The sequence below is a fragment of the Oceanobacillus sp. J11TS1 genome (assembly GCF_018333215.1).
Taxonomy (GTDB): domain Bacteria; phylum Bacillota; class Bacilli; order Bacillales; family Amphibacillaceae; genus Oceanobacillus.
Genome location: NZ_BORO01000008.1, coordinates 140893 through 148683 on the forward strand (window position 1 = coordinate 140893; position 7791 = coordinate 148683).

Annotated in this window: 8 protein-coding genes and 1 pseudogene; 5 read left to right on the top strand and 4 right to left on the bottom strand. The window is 35.1% G+C overall.

Translation table 11 applies throughout. The features are described 5' to 3' along the window. Window positions 1–480 precede the first annotated feature (480 nt). On the top strand, window positions 481–1218 hold the full coding sequence (gene erm / locus KI343_RS08960) for a 23S ribosomal RNA methyltransferase Erm (RefSeq protein ID WP_212926064.1): 738 nt from the start codon (window positions 481–483) through the stop codon (window positions 1216–1218). Between the two features lie 113 nt (window positions 1219–1331). Here erm and KI343_RS20580 read toward each other — a convergent pair whose 3' ends face one another. From KI343_RS20580 to KI343_RS20585, 3 genes and pseudogenes are all read right to left on the bottom strand, one after another. Beyond that, entirely contained in the window at window positions 1332–1493 is a 162-nt protein-coding gene (locus KI343_RS20580) for a hypothetical protein (RefSeq protein ID WP_374705423.1), read from the bottom strand. Between the two features lie 15 nt (window positions 1494–1508). Beyond that, the gene (locus KI343_RS20105) at window positions 1509–1679 is read right to left on the bottom strand and encodes a hypothetical protein (RefSeq protein ID WP_244856871.1); all 171 of its coding nucleotides are present in this window, start codon (window positions 1677–1679) and stop codon (window positions 1509–1511) included. Window positions 1680–1745: 66 nt separating this feature from the next. Further along, a pseudogene (locus KI343_RS20585) lies at window positions 1746–1925 on the bottom strand (winged helix-turn-helix domain-containing protein); the annotation flags it as partial. Between the two features lie 375 nt (window positions 1926–2300). Here KI343_RS20585 and KI343_RS08970 point away from each other — a divergent pair. Next, complete coding sequence (locus tag KI343_RS08970) at window positions 2301–2603, top strand: CD3324 family protein (protein ID WP_212926065.1); 303 nt, start codon at window positions 2301–2303, stop codon at window positions 2601–2603. Window positions 2604–2750: 147 nt separating this feature from the next. Here KI343_RS08970 and KI343_RS08975 read toward each other — a convergent pair whose 3' ends face one another. Beyond that, window positions 2751–3281, bottom strand: coding sequence for a P-loop NTPase family protein (locus KI343_RS08975; protein ID WP_212926066.1), 531 nt, complete (start codon window positions 3279–3281; stop codon window positions 2751–2753). A gap of 160 nt (window positions 3282–3441) precedes the next feature. Here KI343_RS08975 and KI343_RS08980 point away from each other — a divergent pair, with 160 nt between their 5' ends. The 3 genes from KI343_RS08980 to KI343_RS08990 all read left to right on the top strand — a co-directional run bounded on the left by KI343_RS08980 (window position 3442) and on the right by KI343_RS08990 (window position 7470). After that, the gene (locus KI343_RS08980; protein WP_280530122.1) at window positions 3442–3660 is read left to right on the top strand and encodes an ATP-binding protein; all 219 of its coding nucleotides are present in this window, start codon (window positions 3442–3444) and stop codon (window positions 3658–3660) included. A gap of 354 nt (window positions 3661–4014) precedes the next feature. Then, a complete protein-coding gene (locus KI343_RS08985; protein ID WP_212926068.1) occupies window positions 4015–5886 on the top strand; it encodes a serine hydrolase in 1872 nt (623 codons plus the stop codon). Between the two features lie 558 nt (window positions 5887–6444). Next, window positions 6445–7470, top strand: a complete 1026-nt coding sequence (locus KI343_RS08990) for an Rpn family recombination-promoting nuclease/putative transposase (protein ID WP_212926069.1) — start codon at window positions 6445–6447, stop codon at window positions 7468–7470. Window positions 7471–7791: the final 321 nt, after the last annotated feature.

Sequence of the window (7791 nt, forward strand, 5' to 3'; positions counted from 1 at the left end):
GAGAACGGTCAATTCAGCAGAAAGGACGATAGCCGCCAGAAAGAAATATAATACTCCGCACTATATGCTTGGGAGCAATCGTTCTTGAGAGATTAGGCATGGTCTGGGATTGCTGATTGAAAAGTAGATTATTTCTATTCGCATGGCGTTGAAGTCGTTATTGACAAGAGTCACTATGGAGGTTTGGCTGCACAGAGTGTATTGCCAATAGCAGAATGATAGAGTTAGGCTGTTTTTAAATGCAAGCATCTGTTATAATCAATCTGTAATATTATATTTGGAGGTAATTGTAATGGGAATTGCGTCTATCGCAGTAATAGATAATTGTCTGTTCTTCTAAAATTTTCGAAAGGAGGATAGACATGGGAATTTGCAGCATTGCTGTTGTTAAAAAAGTTCATTATAAACCAAGAAAAATATGAAATGGTTATAATGAACGATAAATAAAGTTCGTTATAACCAATGGGATAGAGGGTTATAATGAACAAAATAAATCCAAAAGATAGTCAAAATTTCATTACGTCGAAAAAGCATATTAATGATATATTATCTCGAACGAATATATGTAAAAAGGATACCGTTATTGAAATTGGCTCAGGAAAAGGTCATTTCACGAGAGAAATTGTGAAGAGATGTTATTTTATCACAGCTGTTGAAATAGATCCTAAACTTGCATCAATAACAGAAAGGTCAATCAGCAGTTCTAATAATTTTACGGTCGTTAACTCAGATATATTAAATTATACGTTTCCAAAAGGAAATCAGCCGTATAAAATTTATGGAAACATTCCCTATAATATAAGTACGAAAATAGTGAAGAAGATTGTCTTCGGAAGTGTTGCTACAGATAGCTTTTTGATTGTTGAAGAAGGTTTTCTTAAGCGGCTGACAGATTATAGAAGAGCTTTAGGATTACTATTATTTCCAGAGGTTGATATTAGCGTTTTAAAAATAATACCCCGTGACTATTTTCATCCTAAGCCTAGGATAAATTCTGTTTTAATTCGGCTTAGAAGAAAAGTATCTAAAGTTCATTTGAGAGATAGAGAATTGTATCAGTATTTTGTTTATAAACTGGTAAATAAGGAATATTATAAGCTGTTTACAAAAAATCAGTTTAAAAAGACATTGAAGCATGCCGGGGTAACAAATATAAATTGTTTAACTGGTGAGCAGGTGTTATCAATGTTTCAGAGCTATAAGTTATTCCTAAATTGAAGAAAAGGTATTAAAAAGGGAAAAGCATTCAGAAGAAAATCTTTTGAATGCTTTTCTCTATCTAGAACAGAAATCGATGAATAAAATTAAATCTTTACAATTGGAAAAGTAATTTAAAAATATATCCGGCCATCTTTCACTGCGGCTGTTATTTTCCCATCCATCGCTTGAACAAGTGTAGCCGTTATATAAAGTCCTAAACCCAGATGACCATCGGCATTGTGCAGTTCTACCGTATAAAACCGTTCAAAAATCCTATGTAATTGGGGATGTATATCCGTTGTCTGGCATTACACAAGAATGCTTTCCAGCCAGTCCACTGCCCATTCATAGATTTCCAAATGAATGGTGTCCGGTGTTTCGTAGCTTAAGCTTAATTGATTGGAAAGTTCATTTAATACATGTACCTTTTTTTGAATGACTTTTAAATAACGCTGCTCTTCCTCCGAACTCTCTGCCATGCCATCCTGTAACGCTTCAATATAAGCGGAAATGGTATACAAGCAGTGATGATAACGATAGCCTATTCCGCGTAAAGCAGTGATATAGCTGCTGTACCTCAGTTTTTCTCTGATTTTTTGTATATGAATCGTATCTGTATTGATGTCACCATATTCATGTGTTCCCCAAATGTTATCATAGAGTTGTTCTTTACGGAAAGCTTGATTAGGAGCTAAGAATACCAGCAGCAGATTATTACTTTGGATAGAATATACATGTTAGTGGCGGGTTGGCTGAATCAGGGAATGATGAATCACAGAAAGAGGTAAAAAATAATTATAATCGTTTTCCCCCTTGTTCAGAAGGGGGATTATATGAGTTAATAAGGGTGTCGGACCGATAGAATTTCGGAAAGGAGGCTGATTGAAATTGATCACAAAATATGAGGTGATTTTCGCATAGCGGAAATCATAAAAAACGGGGCCGCATTTATTTTGCGGTCTCCTTTTCTTTCCTAAACTCATGTATACTAAAAATGAAAAGGCTTACGTAAAATAAAACCAAATGAAAGGAGTTTTAATGATGGATAAGAAATTAATGCATGTCCGGACCATACATCTTGATAGAAAGGATGTTCTAGCTTGTCATATAAAAATGGAAGAGAGGTGCTTCCACCTCATTTGTTAAAGGAGCTCCAGAAATATATTCAAGGAGAGCTTATTTATATTCCGAAGCAAACCAACCAGCGTGCGGGATGGGGAGAAGCGAATGGATCACGTCTTGCCCTGGCTGAAAGAAATGAAGAGATTTACCGATTATATGAAGAAGGCTATTCATTTGAGGAATTGGAGCAAACCTATAATCTGTCGATGGATAGTATTCGTAAAATCGTCTATAAAACACGTGAGCTCCATAGCGACGTAAAACCGTATTTACATCCATAGGGAGCTTGAGACTAAACCCCTTTTATTAAGAGAGTGGCATTCGCTAACGTCTTAGTGAGACCACTCTTTTTTATCGTATCAAAATCCCCGCTATAGAATGAAGTTTCGTTTCAAAAACATACGTACATATCGACATATATATTTCTGCTAAGGCTTGGTTTCAAATTTTTTCATGAATTCTTTGAGCTGTCGCCCAGAATGAATAGGCATGAAATGAAGCTGCTCCTGATATTTAATCTTCAATGACTTTATCTTAGAATCATTTTCTTTCTTAAAATTCCAAACAAAACGGAGAAAAGAAAAGTCTAGTCTATCCGGATTTCCGTGTGGATTCTTCTTTCCTTTATTTTTCACATAACGCTTGAGTATACGATATAAACAGACGCTCCGGGGGAGATCTAACCAAATAACCATTTCTGCACGTTTCATTCGCAATTCTAGCGTTCTGGCATAATTACCGTCAATAACCCATTGGTCTTTTTTGATTTCTTCTTTCAATTTTGCATCAAAAGTTGCTTGAGAGGCATTCGTTTCATTGTCAATCCATTGAATGCTGTCTAAATGTAGCAAAGGAATGTTTCCTATTTGAGCAATTTGAGTGGATAATGTTGATTTACCTGCGCCCGGACTTCCAATGATTATGATTCGATTGGCGATTGACCTGTATTCTTCCATCATTTTATTCCCACTCCTTTCAATACGTATCATCAATATAACATCTTCATCTATTTAGGAATGTATATAAACACTTATTTTTATTGATTTCTAAACATAGAAATATATCGTATGTGTCAAGTTTTTCCCGACATTGTTTTAACACCAATAATTAATTCAGCTAATATTTCTTTATCATAGTGGCAATGGCATGGGCGAATATATAGTCAGCCATTTATTTGACCGCTATTATAGAGGAACTTCTACAGAATCGTGTTCAGAAGGAACCGGACTCGGAATGGCAATTGTCCAGCAAATCATTACTGCTTATGAAAGATCTATTGAAGTGAATAGCGAGCCGGAGTCAGGGACAACGATTGTGGTGGAATTACCTTATGATTAAAATTTTATAAAAAGATTAGTGAAGAAAAACGGCAGCTTGAGGTATATAGCTGTTGTTTTTCGTTTAACTATACTAATAATTAAAAAGAGGTTCAAAGATTCTTTGAAGAAGTATTGTTAAGTGGAAAGCAGAATTTAATTAAAGAGGATTATTTGATGAATAGACTGTCTTAGTAAATTCCTTTTTAACATCAAACAATGCGGTGACTTTCCTTTTTCTGTCATATTACGGGAAATCAAAGTTGTATAATTATTAGAATTTTTTAAATAATAACTGTCAGAACATGTTCTTTAATGTTATGATGAATATTAAACTAGTAATTTGAAAAAGAAGAAAAGGGAAGAGGGGAAGCAAATGGTAAAAAGAATCCATGTTTTTCTCTATATACTCTTATTAGGTTTATGTTTACCACGCACGCTTTCAGCAGCAGAAGATACAACACCATCCGGTATCCCAATTGAGGAACTGGAGGAATTTGTAGACGATTATGCAGAAGAATACATAGGAAATACCGTAGCAGGCGCAGCAATTATTGCTATCAAAGATAACGAAATTGTCCTATCCAAAGGCTATGGTTATGCTGATGTAGAAAATCAAATTCGGATGGATCCAGAGACAACGGTTCTCGAATGGGGATCGATTACAAAATTATTCGTCTGGGTCTCCGCTATGCAACTTGCTGAGCAAGGAGAACTGGATTTAGAGGAAGATATCCGAACCTATTTACCGGATGATTTTCTGACCAAGTTACATTTTGATGAACCCATTACCATGCTAAACTTAATGCATCATAATGCAGGCTTTGAAGAGTATATTTTTGATTTGTCATTTGACTCTCCAGAACATTTAGAACCTTTGGAGGAATCCTTGAAATTAGCAGAACCAGAACAGGTTTATAAGCCTGGAGAGGTTGTTGCCTATTCCAATTATTCTACTTCCTTAGCCGCTTATATTATGGAAGGCATCACCGGTCAGCCTTTTTATGCGTATGTGGATGAACATATTTTTGAAGAATTAGGAATGAGCTATTCAACCATGCATTTGCCTGTTGAAGATGATCAAGAAATTATGCTTAATAAAGGAAAAGGATATTTAACTGGAGAGAACGGTGATTTTACAGAATCGCAGCCTTTTTATATTTCCGTTTATCCGAGTGGAGGAATAAATGGAACAGCGATAGATTTAGCAAAGTTTGCACAGGCTTTGATGCCGCCTGAGTCGGAGGAGACTTCTTTATTCCAAGAAAACGGAACACTATCTGAACTGCTTTCAACAAGTTATTCTCCTGAGGAGGGTGTTCCAGGACTCGCTCATGGTTTCTGGGAATACGATGGTGCTTACAGAGGGTTAACGCATGCAGGAAATACCGTTGCTTATTCCAGTAATATGCAAATCGTACCGGAAGATAATTTTGCAATTATCGTTTTGACTAATCAGGCTGCTGAAACAGATCTTTCATATGGGCTGATAGATGAATTAGTTGGAAGGGGGGATCAAACGGTGCAAGAAAATCTTCCTTCAACGTCTGAAGTAGAAGGATCTTATCTAACGGCACGCCGTACATATAATGGTTTTATGAATCTTTATGCCTATTTAGCACCATTGGATGTTCAATCTATTAACGACAATGAAATTGAATTGGGTTTAGCAGGTTTTAAAGCAACTTATGTGCAAACAAGTCCATATGTCTATAAGTTAAAAAGTGGAAATGATATTTTTATCCCAAACAATGTGATGTATTTTCATGTGAATGATGGAGAAGCAGAGCAAATTTCAACTGTTTATGCTGATTATGTGGCTATGGATAAAAGTAAACCTTTTCTTTTCATAAGCTTAGGACTGTTTATTTGGTTCATGGTATATTTTCTGATTTCTCCATTTGTTTTAATGGTGCTGGCATTTTTACGAAAGAGAAGGAAACAAAGAGCAACGGCAGTTACAAAATGGAACTGGGTGATGACGCTTTCAGGAACGGCATTAGCGGTTAATTTAGCGGTGTTAGCTGTACGCATGTTATCTAACCCAATGCGGGCTTCTTCAGAGCTGCTTATCCATTTTATAGGTAACTATGTTTTTACTATAATCAGTTTAATTTCCATTGTTATGGTGATAATAGTCTGGAAAAAAGCTCGGCTATCGAAATGGAAGAAGGTTGGATATCTACTGACTTGTATCAGCAGCATTTTGTTTATTGCTTGGCTGATTATTTGGCAGATGTATGCATAGATGAACAATATTGTATTGCTGAAACGAAGAGAGGAAGTCATTATCGCTGACGGATTCTCTTTTTTCCCAATTACATGTTTATTTACAGATTGTATTTGAGTGGTCTGAGATATACACATATTTTCTCATAGAATGATATTTCTATTGTTCCAGATGAGGAGGGGCTACTTGACATTCCGGGAGTGCTGGTTGAGGATATAACGTTTTTGACAGATTTCTAAAAAAAACTGATGATCAAATGACTTATATCTATGATTTAGATGAAAATTAAACTCATGAATTTATTTTAGAGCAAAGTGCAGACCAATGGAGCCTTTGCCGTTTTGTTTATCTGCAGAAGGAAATGTACCTTCGAATCAGAAATTTAACAATGATTTAACATTACCAAAAAATCAATATAAATGTTGTTCAATGGTTGAAAAACGTAAAATACGGGTTTGAAAATCTATTTATACATTGATTATGTACAGGGAAATTCCTATTTTACGGTTTTGCTTTTCCCTACAAAGTCTATACAATTAAAATAAATTTATTATTACTTGGGGACGTGGTAAAATAATGCCGACAATAGTAAAAGAAAATAAAAAGACTTACCGTGAAAGAAATACGGATTACGATGGGCTCTGGAAAGATTTGATTGAGGAATTGTTTCGGGAATTTATCGAATATTTTGCACATGATTTGTATCCGGAAATTGATTTGGAAAAAGGAGCAAACTTCTTGAATCTGGAACTTTTTCAGTTTGTTATTGATTCGAGAAAAGGAAGAAATTATACGGACAAATTAGTCAAAGTGCTGCTGAAAAACGGAGAAGAAAAATATGTCTTCATCCATATCGAAGTGCAGGCCATAGGAGAACAAGTCTTTGCTGAACGTATGTTTAAATATTTTTACCGAATCTACGATAAATACAATCAACCGATTTATTCCATCGCCCTTCTAACCGATGCAAGCCATCAGCATCATAAAGACTCGTTTCATTATTCTTTTTATGGAACAGAACTAACCTATGCATATAATACTTATCGATTTTATGGAAAAGATGAGGAGGAGCTGAAAAGATCTGATAATCCATTCGCTTTAGCTGTTCTTGCGGGAATTTATGTCAGTAAAAACACTGGAAAGACAGATAAAGATAATGAAAAAAAGTTCCACTTTAAGCAGAAACTCATCAGCCTGGCATTCAAAAAATATTCAAATCGCGGAACTTATCTTTCAGCCTTGTTATACTTTATCGATTATATCCTGCAAATACCACCGGAATTCCAGGAAAAACTGTACGAATCATTACCAATCGCACAAAATGAAAAGGAGGAAGGAAAAATAATGGGAATGGAAAAGTTAAGAGACACTCCGACGTTTGGAAGATTGTTTAGAGAAATCGAAGAAGAAGCGACAAAGAGGGGCATGGAAAAAGGTATGGAAAAAGGCATGGAAAAAGGTATAGAGAAAGGAATGAAAGAAGCAGAACGAAATTTTGTGAAGAAGCTTTTAGAAAGAAACTATTCGGATGAAGAGATATCTGAATTAACTGGTCTCGAGCTTAAGAAAGTTAATGAGCTACGGAAATCACTTGAAAATTAATCAAATCACCTGTGAAAGAACCTATCACTGTTAATTATTTCACATTAGCAACAATAGGTTCTTTAAATTTTTAGAAACTGCTATTGGTTATAAAAATTTATGTGATTTGTTAGGGAACATAATTTAAACTTTACTCAAACGAAAAAACAGATATATCTTCTGAATAGGATATATCTGTTTCTAATCTAATACTTAGATGACGTAAAATAGTTTGTGTAAAATAGTTGAGATAAAAAAAGAGGTAGGGTACCCTCGAAATTGGACAAAAAATCAAGAAAGGAGACCCTACCATGTCTCAAAGTATAAATCAAAATACCTTTA